We start from the raw sequence: 13,650 nt of genomic DNA on the forward strand, positions 1-13,650 counted from the left end.
TAAAAAAAGTGTTCAGTTGGCAGTGTTCAGTTGGCAGTTTTTTCATAATATTGTATAAATTATTATTTTAAATGAAAAAAACACTTCTAATCACGCTACTTTCAATTATCTTGATGACATCTTGTAAAAAAGAATCTCAAATTCAAGTTTTTGGAATTAAAACAAAAAAAGAATTCAACCAACTGAAAAAAGCTAATTGGTTTATTGGTAATTGGGAGAACATTTCAAAAGAAGCAACTTTTAAGGAAATTTGGAAAACGAAAAATGATAGCTCATTTGTTGGAGAAAGTTTTGTGATTGTAGAAAAAGACACTGTTTTCTATGAAAAAATAGATTTATTTGAATCAAACGATTCCTTGTTTTACAAAGTTTCAGTTAAAGATCAAAATAAGGAAAAGCCAGTTTCATTTTATTTGACAAAATCTAATGATAAAGAGTTAACTTTCGAAAATCCAAAACATGATTTTCCTAATAAAATTGTTTATACAAAAATCACAAATGATAGTTTAGTTGCTGTTATTTATGGTAAAAAAGACGGCAAGGAAATGAGTGAAAATTTTCCAATGAAAAAAACTAAATAAAAGAACATGAATAAATTATCTTTATCACTACTTACAATTCTATTACTATCTTTTGTTTCATGTAACAAATATGACGCTAATGGAAATATTATAAAAGATTACGAAGAACTTGAAAAAGCCAATTGGATGTTGGGCGAATGGGAAAAAACAGATAGTCTAGGAACACTTAGAGAAATTTGGGAAAGATTAGACGATAGCACTTTTGTTGGTTTATCTTATTACATTCAGAATGAAAAAGACACATTGCACAACGAACAAGTTGAACTAATGCAAAATGGTGAACATTTAATTTATACAACGACAATTAAAGGAGAAAACAACGACTCACCTATTCCATTTCAAATGACTAAAGATGAAGATAGCTTATTGGTTTTTGAAAACCCGAAGCATGAATATCCACAAAAAATTCAGTATAAACTTACGAAAAATGGAAGTTTAGTTGCAACAGTATCCGGAAAACAAAACGGAAAAAATAGTACTGAAAATTATCCTATGAATAAGGTAAAATAGTTAATTACCTATTTCAAATATTTTAAAACTTGCTTAACGGCAAGTTTTTTTTATCTCTATTTTTAAGTAAATCAGCATCTTAAATTTGAACAAATGTTAATTATTTATATTTAATCTAAATAAACTTTGTAGATTGATTTTACGTATTTATATTTGCACTGTTAAAACAATATTATTTTTAATTATTCTAAATAAATGTATAAATATAAATTATTTTCTACTCTAGCACTTCTTATCTGCGCAATAGGTTTCTCTCAAGAAGCCAAAACATTTGATGATTTTTATGCAGAAAATGATACTATAAAAAAGAGAAAAGGTGAAATTCTTAGAGAGGTCATTATTTCCAATAAACAACAAAAAACACCTTCTGTTGTTCGCTCTAACATCAAACCTTTAGATTTACCTCAAAGCTTTCAGGTAATTGGTAGCACTATAATTGAACAACAACAGTCTATAAGATTAAGTGATGTAATAAAGAATGCCAATGGTGTTTATGTTGGTTCGGCTCGCGGTGGTGCTCAAGAATCATTTTTTTCAAGAGGATATGATATGTCTGCCAATAACATTTTTAAAAATGGTTTCCGATTAAATAGTGGTTCAATGCCTGAAGTTTCTTCACTTGAAAAAGTCGAAATTTTGAAAGGTAGCGCTGCCTTATTATTTGGAAATGTTGCTCCTGGAGGAATCTTAAATATGGTAACAAAAACACCCTCATTTACCAAAGGTGGAGAAATAGCCTTGCAAGCAGGAAGTTATAATTTCTACAAACCTTCTTTAGATTTTTATGGTCCTCTAAATAAAAGTATCGCTTATCGCATTAATGGTTCATACGAAAATTCAGAAAGTTTTAGAGATGTTGTAAAGAAAGAACGTTTCTATATCAATCCTTCTTTGTTATTTGCAGTAAATAAAAAAACAGAAATTCTTCTTCAAGGTGATTACCTGCATGATGATTGGACTCCCGATTTTGGTACCGTTATTATTGGTAAAAAAATAATTGATTTGCCTCGAGATTTATACTTTGGAGCAACTTGGTCAACTGGGCAGACGAAACAAACTACAGTTTCTGCATTAGTTAAACACGAGTTTAATTCCAATTGGAAACTAAATTTTAATAGTTCATTTCAAGATTATACAAGAACTTTTAAAGGAACTGAACGTATTCAACCAGCTGCAAATGGTGATTGGAATCGACCTTTGGGACAAAATAGAAACGAAGAAGCCATTGCCTCAGAACAATTGAGTTTGCAGGGAAATTTCTCAACTGGAAAAATTAAACACCAATTATTTACAGGTGTAGATTATGAAAACTCATTTGCACAAGCCTATACTTATGTTTTCAATCCAACTACTTATGGAAGTGGAAACATTTACGATTTTGAAAATTTTAATCAAGGTACAGGAATTCCTGAAAGTACTAACACACGAATAGTAAAAACAACTACTAATAGATTTGGAGTTTATGCTCAAGATTTAATTTCAATTACAGATAAGTTTAAAATTTTAGCAGGTCTTCGTTGGTCATGGCAAGAATCACAACCTGTAACATACAATTTAGCTGTAAATCCAAATGTAACTACAAAGGGCGTAAAACAAAAAGATGTGGCCTATTCTCCTAAAATTGGTTTGGTATTCCAACCAACAAAAAGTACTTCTCTATTTGCTAGTTACTCAGATTCCTTCACTCCAAATACTGGAACAACAGTTTCTGGTGCTGTTTTAGATCCGTCTATCATTGCTCAATATGAAGTAGGTGTTAAAAATGATTTTTGGAAAGGATTACTAAGTTTAAATGTAACTTTGTATCAAATAACAAACGACAATTTGGCTCAAACAGCAGAATTCAAAGCTGATGGTTCCACTAATACAGACACAACTGTAAAAGTTTTAAGTGGCGAAACCAAAAGCAAAGGAATTGAAATTGACATTACTGCAAGACCAATTGAAGGTTTAAATATCAATGCTGGTTACAGTTACAATGATATGCGATATACAAAAACATCTGGAACAAATGGAAGTTTTATTGTTGGCGATAGACTAGTAAGAACTCCAGCAAACACAGCTAACTTAAGCTTCTTCTATACCTTACCAAAAGGAAAACTAAAAGGATTGTCTGTTGGAGCGATTGGAAATTACATTGGAAAACGTGTTGGAGGTTGGAACAATCAAGTAGTAGTTAACCCAACAACATTTGCAACTAGTATTAATGACAGAGAAATTCCGCTTAATGATTATACAACTATTGATTTTTCTGTTGGTTATGATTGGAAAAAATTCTCTTTATTGTGTAAATTATCTAATATTACCAACGAATTGAATTACACGGTTCACGAAAATTATAGCGTTAATCCAATTGCGCCAAGACAAGTACTAACATCATTACGATACAAATTTTAAAACCATGATTTCACCTTTAAAAGCCAGAAACTTACACCGCGATTTGGGTTATTTTTACATTGGATTGATTATTTCTTTTGCCTTTTCTGGAATATTGATGAACCACAGAGACTATTGGCATCCTGAAAAATATACCGTTCAAACGAAAGCTATTTCGGTAAACATTCCAAAAGATACGGATATCACAGAAAAGTATGCTGAAGAATTGGGCAAAAAACTTGGCATCGATGATAAAATTAGACGTCATAAAGTGAAAGATGATGAATTGAAAATATCCTTCGAGAAAAATGATGTAGAAATTGATTTGAAAACTGGTAAAGGTGAAATTGTAACTTTCATAAAAACACCAATCATTAGCCAAACCATGAAATTACACAAAAACACCTCCAATTGGTGGATTTATTACAGTGATATTTTTGGATTATCATTAATTACAATCGCAATTACTGGCGCAATTATGATTAAAGTTGGAAAAAATACATTTGGAAAACGTGGCTGGAAACTAGCACTAGCCGGATTAATAGTTCCGTTACTGATATTGATTTTTGTTTAAGGTTGAAGAGCTCCGATTTAGATTAGGGCTTTTTTTTGGTATATTTGTGTAAATTCATTAAGCCTTTATACTAGTATAAAATAGTAAATCATAGCAGTTATGAAAAAACTGATTATTTTCTTTTTCCTCTTATTTCTTTTTTCATGCAACAGAAAAAATGAAAATAAACATCTCTATTTTCAATTAGAAATCTATGAAAAAAATTTAGAGGAAGTTATTAAAGGAATTGATGCTGGAGCATCTTTTCGCTCAGCTGATGTAGAATATTTAAAAAAAAATTATGACACTATGAGTAAAATAGCTTTTAAAATAAAAAAAATGCCAAAAACTATTGGATCTGAAAACAGAGAAAAGGTTATAAAAGCACGAGATTCAATCAATAATAAATTTAAACTATATCTCAAATTTATGCACTCCAATACCTATGAAAATGTTGAGGATAGTATTTTTAAAAAAACAATAAATATAGATTTTTTAAGGCTAACAGAGGCATTTCAATTAAGATATGTACTTCCAAGAAGTGGATGTATTAATGCAAACGATATGTAATAGAAAATCTAAATTTTTAAAGTATGGACAAATTAGAATATGAAAAAATTACAAAGTGTTATGTGTTGTTTTTGTGGAGAAAGTTTAGCTCATAAAGATTCTGTGGAAATTACAATTTCTATGTCAAATTCTGAAGAATCACAAGGCCTTTTTAGTCATGGCAAATGTCTTAAGAAAGTTCTTCACAAAGAAGTCCCAATTGGAATTGATGTAGACAATGAAAATGAAACCAATTAATTTTATATGCAATCAACTGTCAACATTATAATAGGATTGCTTTGTTTTATATTAGGAATTCTAATTATTATGCTTTATAACATAGAAAAGAAAGAGAAGAAACAAGGTTTATATTTCTCTCGATTTAAAAATGCCGGAATTCTTTTAATTATGCTTGGATTTACATTAATTATTAGAGAAATTAGTAAGTAACGCAATACTGAGAACGTCGGTTTCTTGCAATTGCGAATTTTTAGTAAGTTCACGTTCGAAAGAATTTTTATCTTTAACCGAAAATAAAAAGTTCCGATACTTGCAATTAAAATGCTACCAAAACCAAAAACTATCCTTCTCCTACTCTCAATAGTGTTCCTACTATTACTAATTCCATTAATAGCGATGCAATTCACAAATGAAGTCAATTGGTCGGTTATGGATTTTGTTATGGCTGGGATGTTACTTTTTGGTACAAGTTTGGCAATTGAATTTGTTCTACGAAAAGTAAAAAGCACCAAATATAGAATCCTTATTTCTGGAATTATTTTACTTTTATTATTCTTGCTTTGGGCAGAACTTGCTGTAGGCATTTTTGGTAGTCCAATTGCTGGGAATTAAAAAAACCTCGCCTATTTCTAAACGAGGTTTCTATTTTCTTTTTTCTTTTCTCTATTTTCTTTCAGGAATATTCGCTAAAATCTCCAACAAGAATTTCCAAAACTTTTGTGAAGACGAAATACTGGCTCTTTCATCAGGAGAGTGGGCACCATGAATCGTTGGTCCAAAAGAAATCATGTCCATTCCTGGATAATTTGTTCCTAAAATTCCACATTCTAAACCTGCGTGACAAGCTACTACTTTTGGTTTATCGCCGTTTTGTTTTTCATAAATAGAAGTCAGAACGTCTAATATTTCCGATTTTGGATTTGGTGTCCAACCTGGATAGCTTCCGCCAAATTCAACTTCGCAACCAAACAATTCGTAAGCCGAACGCAACGCATTTGCTAAATCAAATTTAGAACTTTCAACAGAAGAACGCGTTAAATTTTGAATCGAAATTTCGCCATCTTTTACGATAACTCTTGCAATATTATTAGAAGTTTCCACTAAATCTTCCATGTCAGCACTCATTCGGTAAACACCGTTATGAGCTGCATAAATCGAACGAAGTAAACCTTCTTGAACGCCTAAATCCATCACTTTTGCCGGCAAATCTGACTTTACAATTTCTATAGTCAAATTAGGCTCCATTGTTTTGAATTCGGCTTTAATATCGCTAATAACTTCTTGCATATCAAACACAAAAGCTTCGTCATACATAGCCGCAACAATTACCTTAGCAACACTTTCTCTAGGAATAGCATTTCGCAAACTTCCTCCAGAAATCTCCGAAATTTGAAGTCCGAAATTCTCAAAACCATCAAATAATAAACGATTCATGATTTTGTTGGCATTCCCCAAACCTTTGTGAATATCCATTCCTGAATGTCCGCCATTTAATCCTTTTATAGTAATTGTGTAACCCACAGAACCTTCTGGAGTTTCTTCTTCATTATAACTTCTTGTTGCTGTAACATCAACGCCACCAGCGCAACCAATATCAATTTCGTCGTCTTCTTCTGTATCAAGATTTAAAAGAATTTCTCCTTTTAAAATACCGCTTTTTAGGTTTAAAGCTCCGGTCATTCCAGTTTCTTCATCAATGGTAAAAAGTGCGTCAATCGCTGGATGCGGAATATCTTTACTTTCCAAAATTGCCATAATTGCGGCAACTCCAAGTCCGTTATCGGCACCAAGTGTTGTTCCTTTTGCTTTTACCCAATCACCATCAACGAACATATCAATTCCTTGCGTTAAGAAATCGAAATTAGTATCGTTATTTTTTTGGTGCACCATATCCAAATGTCCTTGCAGAACAATGGTTTTGCAGTTTTCCATTCCTGGAGTCGCTGGTTTACGGATGATTACATTACGGATTTCATCTTCAAAAGTTTCTAATCCTAAACTGGTACCGAAGTTTTTCATAAACTCAATAACACGCTCTTCTTTTTTTGACGGACGTGGTACTGCGTTTAAATCGGCAAACTTGTTCCAAAGTGCTTTTGGTTCAAGGTTTCTAATTTCTTGACTCATTATATTTTAGTTTGTTAAGTTTCAAAGTAGCAAAGTTACAAAGTTTAATTTCTTTGCGAATTGATTTGTGATTATATTTACATTTCAAAATTTATAAGTGAAACGCAAATACCTTCTTCCGCTATTTTTACTATTTCAGATATTATTTCTGAAAGTAATTGTTTTTTTTCCTGAAACGGTTGAACGTATTTATAGTAATGGTTTGTACGTTTATATTTCTAGATTTTCAAGAACACTTTTGGGCAAAATTCCTTTTTCTAATGGAGATATTATTTATGGAATATTGATTATTTATCTTCTAATTCAACTTTGGAAAACGAGAAAATCTTGGCGATTGCAATGGAAAAATAATCTATTGAAAATTATTAATGTTTTATCGGTGGCTTATTTTTTGTTTCATTTTCTTTGGGCTTTTAATTATTACCGAGTTCCGTTATTTGAAAAAATGAATATTCAACGTGAATATTCTGATGATGATTTGTATCGTTTTACTGAGAAATTAATTGCTAAAACCAATGAAATTCAGTTTAAAATTACGAATGATAAAAACCTGAAAGTAAGTGTTCCATATACGCAAGATTCTATGTTCAAGATGAGCCAAAAAGGATATGATAATTTAGGAAAACAATATTCTTTTTTCAAATATGAAATTCCTAGCAGAAAGAAATCGTTGTTTAGTTTGCCGTTGACCTATATGGGATTTGGTGGTTATTTGAATCCGTTTACAAATGAAGCTCAGGTGAATTATAAACTTCCTATGGTTGGTTTTCCAATGACGATTAATCATGAAATGGCACATCAAATGGGTTTTGCGAGTGAAAGTGAATGTAACTTTATAGGATTTTTAGCAAGTGTAAAAAACGACGATTTGTATTTTCAATATTCGGCTTATCAATATGCTTTGCGTTATTGCTTGAATAACATTGGTATGAAAAATGAATCTAAATTTGAGTATTACAAAAACAAAATCAATCCTGGAATTATTGAAAACTACAAAGAAAGTGAAGCGTTTTGGAAAAGTTATGACACCATAATTGACAAAGGATTTCACGCTTTTTACGATCAATTTTTAAAAATGAATCAGCAAAAAGATGGTTTAGAAAGTTATAGTAAATATGTGGATTTGTTGATTAATTATTACGAAGACAAAGAATTAAAATAAATTTAAAAGTATGAAAACATCATCTGAAAAAAATATCAATATCGAAATTGAACGTTATCAAAAAAATAATTATGCAATTTCGGAAATAATCCTTTTCTTAAAAAATGACGGTTTTAACGAAGATGAAATAAAAAGTAATTTAAAATTATATCATAAAAAAGACAATGACACATCTAATAGTTTTGCAAATTACATCCTAACAATTATCTCTTTATCATTATTTATTATTTTCTCTGTAAGTGGTGCTTTCACACAACAAAAATTAATTAACAAACTGATATTTTTTATAATCACTATTGTATTATTTTTAAATATTTACAACTATTATAAAAATAAAATAATATCAAAATTAATTACAAGTATTGTTCTAGTTGTTAGCACATTATATTTTTTAATTAAAATATATTATGAATTTAAAAACAATTTTGAACTTGATTTACGTTATATTGTAGTAGATTTAATAATTGTGATAATTCAACTTTTTTTAATAAAAAATAACCTTAAAAATTATATGAAGTCTAAACTTCATCACTCGTAAAGGTCACAAAACTTCTCTTTTTAAAAGGTCTTACAATTAGTCTTCCTTCTCTATCAAAACGAATGTAGTTGTACACCCAATTTAGGAAAACTACGGCTTTATTTTTGAATCCGATTAGTGAAAATAAGTGTACAAACATCCAAACAAACCAAGCAAAAAGTCCGTTGAAATGGTATTTTGGTAAGTCTACAACGGCTAAATTTCTTCCGATGGTTGCCATGGAACCTTTATCGTTGTATTCAAAGGGTTTCATAGGTTTGTTGGCTAGTAATTTCACCAAATTTTCTCCTAATAAAGCACCTTGCTGTAATGCTGGTTGCGCCATCATTGGATGACCTTGAGGATACTTTTCGCTTTCCATTGAGGCAATATCACCAATGGCAAAAATATTATCATAACCAACTACTTGATTGTATTGGTTTACTCGAATGCGTTCTACTCGTTCCACTAGAGATTTTGAATCCAAACCTTGAATGGCTGCGCCTTGAACACCTGCAGTCCAAATAACTGTTGCTGTTTCAAAGGTTAAATCGGAGTTGGTTGTGATAGTTCGTCCATCATAATTAGTTACACGAACGTTTTTGTGGACAATTACACCTAAATCTACCAAGAATTTTTCGGCGGCAGCAGAGGATTTTTCAGACATCGTGTTTAAAACTCGGTCGCCACTTTGAACAAGATTGATTTCCATTTTAGAGATATCTAAATCTGGATAATCTTTTTGCAGGATTGCTCTTTTCATTTCGGCAAGTGCGCCTGCAAGCTCTACTCCTGTTGGTCCTGCGCCTACTAAAACAAAATTTATTAGTGCGTTTTTATCTGCTTCATTTGTTGTAAGAACCGCTTGTTCAAAATTTTCTAAAATCAAACTACGAATATTCAATGATTGCGGAATGGTTTTCATTGACATTGAATTGCGTTCGATTTCTTTGTTACCAAAATAATTAGTTTTTGAACCGGTTGCAATTACTAAATAATCGTAATTTAAATCGCCAATTTCTGAAATCACTTTTTGATTTTGAGTATCAATTTCTTTTACAGAAGTGAGTCTAAAGTAGAAATCTTTGTATTCTTGAATTACTTTACGAATTGGATAAGCTATGGAGCCAGCTTCTAATCCACCTGTTGCTACTTGATATAGAAGTGGTTGGAAGGTGTGATAATTATGTTTATCGAGTAAAACAACTTGTAGGTTTTTGTTTCTTAGTTTTTTAGCTATTGATAGACCTGCAAATCCGCCACCGATGATGACTACTCGTTTTTTATCTGATTGTGGAATGTTCATTATAGAATGCTTTTTTCTTGAATACAAAGTTAGTTGATTTTTGATTGTAAAAATTGCTAAAAAGTTTACAAGTTTTAGTGGTTTTCAAAATCTGATTTTGTGTAAAACGATTACTCATTAGCCCTGATTGCAATGGAAAGATTTTTCTTTTGTTGCCTGATGTGACACATTGAGCCTGTCGAAATGCACTCGAAGGCAATAAAAGAAAAACTTGGAATGGAAAGCAGGAAAAAGGTTTATAGAAATGCTCAAGTGATTCGCTCCTTCAAAAATCAATTTCAAAAAGCAACTTCAAAAGCAATGTAAAATAAAACAATTTTAAAATTGACAATTAATTACTCTTACCTTCCTCTTTGAAATTGAAATTGACTTTTGAAATTGAAATTGATTTACGTATCTTGTAACAAAATCTAGTAAAGGTTTACTAACGTATATATGAGCGAGAATTTGGAACAGACGTTTGTGCAGCAATTGCGTGAAAATCAGAATATAATCCACAAGATTTGTAGGTTGTATACTTCTGATGGTGACGCACATAAGGACTTGTTTCAGGAGATTACGATACAATTATGGAAGGCTTTTCCGAAGTTTCGTGGTGATTCTAAATTCTCGACATGGGCTTATCGAGTTGCTCTAAATACTGCCATTACTTTGTACCGAAAGAGTACGCGAAGTGTTTCTACATTGGAGTATGAAAAGCATAGTTTTTTCATTAGTCAAGACGAATATAATAGCGAAGAAGAAGAACAAATAAAGTTGATGTACCAAGCGGTGCATCAATTGAATGATATTGAAAAGGCATTGGTTTTCATGTATTTGGAAGATAAAGATTACACGGAAATTGCTGAAACATTAGGAATTAGTGAAGTTAATGCAAGAGTTAAAATGAATAGAATTAAAGGAAAATTGAAAAAAATATTAAATCCGTAAGGTTATGATGGAAGAGTTGGATTTATTAAAAAAAGACTGGAAAAAGAACGAAAATTCTTTTGAACAAGTATCGGAAGTGGATATTTATAAAATGTTACATAAGAAGTCGTCTTCTATTGTGAAGTGGATATTGATTATTAGTATTTTAGAGGTATTACTTTGGACTGGAATTAGCTTGGCATATAACTCCGATGAGTATTTTATTAAAACACACAGTGAATATTTGATTGAATATTTTAAATATTTGACTATTTTTAATTATGCCGTTGTGGCTGTATTTATTTATATGTTTTACAAAAATTATAGAGCTATATCTACCATAACATCAACAAAGCAATTGATGAAAGATATTTTAAAAACAAGAAAAACGGTAAAATATTACGTTTGGTACAACCTTGGCATGATGGTAGTAAGCATGATTATTGGTTTTGCACTTGTTTTTACTGTAGATCCAAAATTGCATGAATTGACCTCAAAAAGCAATGCAATGATTTTTATGATAGCATTTTGTACCATTTGCATCGTAATCTTCGTTGGTTTATTCTGGTTATTCTACAGATTGATTTACGGAATATTGCTTCGTAAGCTATTTAGAAATTACAACGAATTAAAGAAAATTGATTTATAAAAGAAAAGTCTCGTTAATAGCGAGACTTTTTTATTAATATTCCCACTGACGTAGGCGATTTAGTTTTTCTTGTTCTTCAATTTCTTCAGCAGGAATAACCTTTAAGAAAGAGGCATGTTGCTCGATAGCATATTCTACTTTTTCAACAATTTGCTCGATAGTTTCATTTTCGTAGTCGATTTCGAGTGGCTCTTTTATAGTAAATGATTGAAGGATATTCTTCTTTTTAAGTCGAAGTCCTTTTTTATCAAATGAACGACGAAAACCGTCTATTACTATAGGCACAACAATTGGTTTGTGTTGTTTAATGATGTGAGCAGTCCCTTTTCGAACTGGTTTAAAAGACTTTGTAGTTCCTTGTGGAAAGGTAATTACCCAACCGTCTGCTAGAGCAATTTTGATATTTTCGGTGTCGTTTGGGTTTACTTCACGTTTTTCAGTAACGTCTTTTCCTCCAGCTCTCCATGTTCTTTCAACTGTAATTGCTCCAACATAAGCTAAAATTCTAGGAAGCAAACCTGACTTCATAGTTTCACTTGCTGCAACGTAATAAACATTCATTTTTGGTTGCCATAAATAACCCACATTTTTGATACTATCTTCTCTACCAGAAAGACTTGCGTTAAAAACATGAAACATGGCTACAACATCAGCGAAATATGTTTGATGATTGGATATAAATAGCACATTTTTATCTGGCAAATTTCTAATAATTTCCGATCCTTCGATATGCAATTCATTAAATCCACGATAACGTCTATGAGTAATCAGACCGAAAATTCGGATAAGCCATTTCTTGATAATAAGTATATGTCCAAAAGGATTTCGTTTAAATAATCCCATAATATTTTGTAGATAATTGAAACGCAAACATACAAAAATTAAAAATTATAGAACCATTTTCAATGCATCTTTTAACTCGCTCAACATCATTGCTGTTGCACCCCAAACGGTATGCTCTTCAATTTGAAAAACTGGAACTTCAATTGATTTTGAATAAGACGTTTCTAATGTTTTAATATTAATAATAGAATCATCTAACAAAACTGATAATGGTAATTCAATAATTCCTGCAACTTCTTCTTCCTGAAGTGTAAACGTTAATTCTATTTGAGATACTCCTAAAAAAGGATACACCAAAAAATTACTTGGTGGAATATAAATAGATGTGAAATCTCTAATAACATGAATATCATTTGGATGAATACCAATTTCTTCATGTGTTTCTCTTAAAGCAGTTTGTTTCAAACCAAAATCAATGTCTTCAACTTTACCACCGGGAAATGCTATTTGCGAAGAATGAACTCCTGGATACGAATTTCTTACAATTAATAATAAATGTGCAACTTCATTTTTAGGATAAAACAACATCATTACAGCAGCTTTTCTTACTGTGCTAACATCATAACTATTCCCCTCCATCATTTTAACTCTTTCAGAAGGTGCCATTTTAATATGCGAAGTAGTAGAAGGTAATTCTACATTCACAACATTTGATATTGAATTAAAAAACAAGTTGAAATTCATAGCTAATAGTTCTAATTATTTATAAATTTACAAAAAAACACAACAAACCCAAAAATTATATAGTAGATGTATAGTAAAGAAGAAAGTTTAAAAATTAAGAAAGAATTTTGGGTACAATTTGCAGAAACATATGCCAGAAAATGGATTTTATACGATACAAAGATAAAAGATGTTACTTTCAAATTCTATGTAGATAACAAAAAAGCTCAAGTTCTATTAGATATCGAGCCAAAAGAAGAAGAAAAAAGAAAAATTTATTTTGAAAAAATTGAATCTCTCAAAACTATTTTATTAGAAGAATATTTACCCGATGCGATTTTTGAACGAAACCATTATCTAGAAAATGGTAAAATAATAAGTAGAATATGGATTGAAAAATTAAATGTCAGTCTAAATAATAAAAATACTTGGAACGATATATTCGATTTTTTTAGTGAAACAATGACCCAATTCGAAATTTTCTTTTTTGAATATGAAGATTATATAAAAGACTTAGAAACCAATACTTAATCTTTTTTTATGTCGTACCCCAAGGGTCGTGCTATCCGCTATATCTTTTCTTTTAAAAAAAGAAAAGGATGCCGCTTCTATCACTCACGCAATTTAGCATTATCCAGAATATGTGATTCCACAACAACTATGTA

The 13,650-nt window shown here is 30.8% G+C and carries 18 protein-coding genes; 14 read left to right on the forward strand and 4 right to left on the reverse strand.

Going from position 1 to position 13,650, the window contains the following annotated elements; translation table 11 throughout:
- Positions 1–71 precede the first annotated feature (71 nt).
- The 8 genes from ABD771_RS09535 to ABD771_RS09570 all read left to right on the forward strand — a co-directional run bounded on the left by ABD771_RS09535 (position 72) and on the right by ABD771_RS09570 (position 5,421).
- Positions 72–581: a DUF6265 family protein gene (locus ABD771_RS09535; protein WP_345093938.1), complete on the forward strand. Its 510-nt coding sequence runs from the start codon at positions 72–74 to the stop codon at positions 579–581.
- Between the two features lie 6 nt (positions 582–587).
- Entirely contained in the window at positions 588–1,091 is a 504-nt protein-coding gene (locus tag ABD771_RS09540; protein WP_345093940.1) for a DUF6265 family protein, read from the forward strand.
- Between the two features lie 195 nt (positions 1,092–1,286).
- Positions 1,287–3,488, forward strand: a complete 2,202-nt coding sequence (locus ABD771_RS09545; RefSeq protein ID WP_345093942.1) for a TonB-dependent siderophore receptor — start codon at positions 1,287–1,289, stop codon at positions 3,486–3,488.
- Between the two features lie 4 nt (positions 3,489–3,492).
- Positions 3,493–4,041 (forward strand): PepSY-associated TM helix domain-containing protein, encoded by a 549-nt coding sequence (locus tag ABD771_RS09550; RefSeq protein ID WP_345093943.1) that lies wholly within the window; start codon positions 3,493–3,495, stop codon positions 4,039–4,041.
- Between the two features lie 99 nt (positions 4,042–4,140).
- A complete protein-coding gene (locus tag ABD771_RS09555) occupies positions 4,141–4,590 on the forward strand; it encodes a hypothetical protein (RefSeq protein WP_345093944.1) in 450 nt (149 codons plus the stop codon).
- Positions 4,591–4,650: 60 nt separating this feature from the next.
- On the forward strand, positions 4,651–4,827 hold the full coding sequence (locus tag ABD771_RS09560; protein ID WP_345093946.1) for a hypothetical protein: 177 nt from the start codon (positions 4,651–4,653) through the stop codon (positions 4,825–4,827).
- Between the two features lie 6 nt (positions 4,828–4,833).
- Complete coding sequence (locus ABD771_RS09565) at positions 4,834–5,019, forward strand: hypothetical protein (RefSeq protein ID WP_345093948.1); 186 nt, start codon at positions 4,834–4,836, stop codon at positions 5,017–5,019.
- A 111-nt stretch (positions 5,020–5,130) separates the two neighbouring features.
- On the forward strand, positions 5,131–5,421 hold the full coding sequence (locus tag ABD771_RS09570) for a hypothetical protein (RefSeq protein WP_345093950.1): 291 nt from the start codon (positions 5,131–5,133) through the stop codon (positions 5,419–5,421).
- Positions 5,422–5,472: 51 nt separating this feature from the next.
- Here the strand turns inward: ABD771_RS09570 and ABD771_RS09575 are convergent, their stop codons facing one another.
- Positions 5,473–6,936 (reverse strand): aminoacyl-histidine dipeptidase, encoded by a 1,464-nt coding sequence (locus tag ABD771_RS09575; protein WP_345093952.1) that lies wholly within the window; start codon positions 6,934–6,936, stop codon positions 5,473–5,475.
- A 97-nt stretch (positions 6,937–7,033) separates the two neighbouring features.
- On the opposite strand from ABD771_RS09575, the gene ABD771_RS09580 reads away from it, so the two are divergent.
- Together ABD771_RS09580 and ABD771_RS09585 are read left to right on the forward strand one after the other, a co-directional pair.
- Positions 7,034–8,098: a DUF3810 domain-containing protein gene (locus tag ABD771_RS09580; RefSeq protein WP_345093954.1), complete on the forward strand. Its 1,065-nt coding sequence runs from the start codon at positions 7,034–7,036 to the stop codon at positions 8,096–8,098.
- Between the two features lie 10 nt (positions 8,099–8,108).
- Positions 8,109–8,636, forward strand: coding sequence for a hypothetical protein (locus ABD771_RS09585; protein WP_345093957.1), 528 nt, complete (start codon positions 8,109–8,111; stop codon positions 8,634–8,636).
- On the opposite strand, the gene ABD771_RS09590 is transcribed toward ABD771_RS09585, so the two are convergent.
- Complete coding sequence (locus ABD771_RS09590) at positions 8,617–9,921, reverse strand: NAD(P)/FAD-dependent oxidoreductase (RefSeq protein WP_345093959.1); 1,305 nt, start codon at positions 9,919–9,921, stop codon at positions 8,617–8,619. The two genes, ABD771_RS09585 and ABD771_RS09590, sit on opposite strands and share 20 nt — an antisense overlap.
- Positions 9,922–10,104: 183 nt before the next feature.
- On the opposite strand from ABD771_RS09590, the gene ABD771_RS09595 reads away from it, so the two are divergent.
- From ABD771_RS09595 to ABD771_RS09605, 3 genes are all read left to right on the forward strand, one after another.
- Complete coding sequence (locus tag ABD771_RS09595) at positions 10,105–10,227, forward strand: hypothetical protein (protein WP_345093962.1); 123 nt, start codon at positions 10,105–10,107, stop codon at positions 10,225–10,227.
- A gap of 129 nt (positions 10,228–10,356) precedes the next feature.
- A complete protein-coding gene (locus tag ABD771_RS09600) occupies positions 10,357–10,851 on the forward strand; it encodes an RNA polymerase sigma factor (RefSeq protein ID WP_345093964.1) in 495 nt (164 codons plus the stop codon).
- Positions 10,852–10,858: 7 nt separating this feature from the next.
- Positions 10,859–11,479: a hypothetical protein gene (locus ABD771_RS09605; protein ID WP_425556471.1), complete on the forward strand. Its 621-nt coding sequence runs from the start codon at positions 10,859–10,861 to the stop codon at positions 11,477–11,479.
- Positions 11,480–11,512: 33 nt separating this feature from the next.
- Here the strand turns inward: ABD771_RS09605 and ABD771_RS09610 are convergent, their stop codons facing one another.
- Positions 11,513–12,322: a lysophospholipid acyltransferase family protein gene (locus ABD771_RS09610; protein ID WP_345093968.1), complete on the reverse strand. Its 810-nt coding sequence runs from the start codon at positions 12,320–12,322 to the stop codon at positions 11,513–11,515.
- Between the two features lie 45 nt (positions 12,323–12,367).
- Complete coding sequence (locus tag ABD771_RS09615; protein ID WP_345093970.1) at positions 12,368–13,006, reverse strand: NUDIX hydrolase; 639 nt, start codon at positions 13,004–13,006, stop codon at positions 12,368–12,370.
- 66 nt (positions 13,007–13,072) lie between these two features.
- Between ABD771_RS09615 and ABD771_RS09620 the strand changes: the two genes are divergently transcribed.
- Positions 13,073–13,516, forward strand: coding sequence for a DUF4268 domain-containing protein (locus ABD771_RS09620; protein ID WP_345093972.1), 444 nt, complete (start codon positions 13,073–13,075; stop codon positions 13,514–13,516).
- Positions 13,517–13,650 lie beyond the last annotated feature (134 nt).

The organism is Flavobacterium chungnamense, assembly GCF_039539165.1.
GTDB lineage: Bacteria > Bacteroidota > Bacteroidia > Flavobacteriales > Flavobacteriaceae > Flavobacterium > Flavobacterium chungnamense.

Bases quoted from the DNA above. Each gene is read 5' to 3' on its own strand.
- ABD771_RS09565 (WP_345093948.1), top strand. From the start codon at position 4,834: ATGCAATCAACTGTCAACATTATAATAGGATTGCTTTGTTTTATATTA.
- ABD771_RS09590 (WP_345093959.1), bottom strand. From the start codon at position 9,921: ATGAACATTCCACAATCAGATAAAAAACGAGTAGTCATCATCGGTGGC.
- ABD771_RS09595 (WP_345093962.1), top strand. From the start codon at position 10,105: ATGCACTCGAAGGCAATAAAAGAAAAACTTGGAATGGAAAGCAGGAAA.
- ABD771_RS09545 (WP_345093942.1), top strand. From the start codon at position 1,287: ATGTATAAATATAAATTATTTTCTACTCTAGCACTTCTTATCTGCGCA.
- ABD771_RS09615 (WP_345093970.1), bottom strand. From the start codon at position 13,006: ATGAATTTCAACTTGTTTTTTAATTCAATATCAAATGTTGTGAATGTA.
- ABD771_RS09570 (WP_345093950.1), top strand. From the start codon at position 5,131: ATGCTACCAAAACCAAAAACTATCCTTCTCCTACTCTCAATAGTGTTC.
- ABD771_RS09575 (WP_345093952.1), bottom strand. From the start codon at position 6,936: ATGAGTCAAGAAATTAGAAACCTTGAACCAAAAGCACTTTGGAACAAG.
- ABD771_RS09555 (WP_345093944.1), top strand. From the start codon at position 4,141: ATGAAAAAACTGATTATTTTCTTTTTCCTCTTATTTCTTTTTTCATGC.
- ABD771_RS09535 (WP_345093938.1), top strand. From the start codon at position 72: ATGAAAAAAACACTTCTAATCACGCTACTTTCAATTATCTTGATGACA.
- ABD771_RS09560 (WP_345093946.1), top strand. From the start codon at position 4,651: ATGTGTTGTTTTTGTGGAGAAAGTTTAGCTCATAAAGATTCTGTGGAA.
- ABD771_RS09620 (WP_345093972.1), top strand. From the start codon at position 13,073: ATGTATAGTAAAGAAGAAAGTTTAAAAATTAAGAAAGAATTTTGGGTA.
- ABD771_RS09610 (WP_345093968.1), bottom strand. From the start codon at position 12,322: ATGGGATTATTTAAACGAAATCCTTTTGGACATATACTTATTATCAAG.
- ABD771_RS09550 (WP_345093943.1), top strand. From the start codon at position 3,493: ATGATTTCACCTTTAAAAGCCAGAAACTTACACCGCGATTTGGGTTAT.
- ABD771_RS09585 (WP_345093957.1), top strand. From the start codon at position 8,109: ATGAAAACATCATCTGAAAAAAATATCAATATCGAAATTGAACGTTAT.
- ABD771_RS09600 (WP_345093964.1), top strand. From the start codon at position 10,357: ATGAGCGAGAATTTGGAACAGACGTTTGTGCAGCAATTGCGTGAAAAT.
- ABD771_RS09540 (WP_345093940.1), top strand. From the start codon at position 588: ATGAATAAATTATCTTTATCACTACTTACAATTCTATTACTATCTTTT.
- ABD771_RS09605 (WP_425556471.1), top strand. From the start codon at position 10,859: ATGGAAGAGTTGGATTTATTAAAAAAAGACTGGAAAAAGAACGAAAAT.